Raw genomic sequence first — 1,062 nt, 5'->3', positions numbered from 1 at the left:
CCCCCCCCCCCGCCCCCGACACAGCGGTGACCACCGACGAAGCCCGCGCGCGCCTGCGCGGGCTCCTCCCGGCATACGCCCTGCCCCGCCTGGTGCGCACCAGCGCGACCCCGCTGCCCGGACGCGGGCCGGGCAAGCCCGACCGCCGGGCCATCGCCGTGTGGGTGGGACAATAGGGGAATGATCCGCTTCCTGCCCGGGCTGCTCGCCCTGGTCCTGGCGATCTATACGCTCGTCGACTGCGTGCAGACGCCGGAGGAGGCCGTGCGCGGCCTGCCCAAGGTGGTGTGGGTCTTCGTCATCCTGCTCTTCCCGTTCGCGGGGCCGGCCGGGTGGTGGTTCGCGGGGCGGCCGAAGACCTATGCCCTGCCCGGGCGCGCGAACCCCAACCAGCCGCCGCGCCCCAAGGGCCCGGACGACGACCCCGACTTCCTGCGCGGCCTGTGACCCGCCCTCATCCCTGACGAAGGACGTTCGACACCTCCTATGGCCACGCCTGCCCAATGGATCGCCGGTGCCCGCCCCCGCACCCTGCCCGCCGCCGTCTCTCCCGTCCTGGTCGGCACGGGTGCGGCCGCCGCCATCGACCGCGCCGACCTCGGCCTCGCGCTGCTGGCGCTGGTCGTCTCGCTGGCGCTGCAGGTCGGGGTGAACTATTCCAACGACTACTCCGACGGCATCCGGGGCACCGACCACGAACGGGTCGGCCCGATCCGACTCGTGGGCCAAAGGCTCGCGACGGCAAAGAACGTCAAGCTCATGGCCTTCCTCTTCTTCGGGCTGGCCGGGCTCGCGGGGCTGGCGTTGTGCGCGCTGTCGGACACGCTCGGGCTGATCTGGGTGGGCGTGCTGTGCGTGTTGGCCGCGTGGTTCTACACCGGCGGCAAGAACCCCTACGGCTATCGCGGCCTGGGCGAGGTCTTCGTCTTCGTCTTCTTCGGGCTGGTCGCGACCCTCGGGACGCTTTACACGCAGGCGCACCGCCTCACCGCGCCGGGGCTGCTCGGGGCGTACGGCGTGGGCGCGCTTGCGACGGCGATCCTCGTGGCCAACAACCTGCGT

2 protein-coding genes are annotated in these 1,062 nt (G+C 72.4%); both read left to right on the top strand.

The window, feature by feature from the left end; translation table 11 throughout:
• Window positions 1-180: 180 nt before the first annotated feature.
• Window positions 181-447 (top strand): PLD nuclease N-terminal domain-containing protein, encoded by a 267-nt coding sequence (locus BN11_RS18310; protein WP_048699750.1) that lies wholly within the window; start codon window positions 181-183, stop codon window positions 445-447.
• 39 nt (window positions 448-486) lie between these two features.
• The coding region (locus BN11_RS18305; RefSeq protein ID WP_048699748.1) for a 1,4-dihydroxy-2-naphthoate polyprenyltransferase at window positions 487-1,062 on the top strand (576 nt) is incomplete at its 3' end.

Source organism: Nostocoides australiense Ben110 (assembly GCF_001050535.1).
GTDB lineage: Bacteria > Actinomycetota > Actinomycetes > Actinomycetales > Dermatophilaceae > Nostocoides_A > Nostocoides_A australiense.
This window is presented reverse-complemented; position numbering and strand designations above follow the sequence as displayed.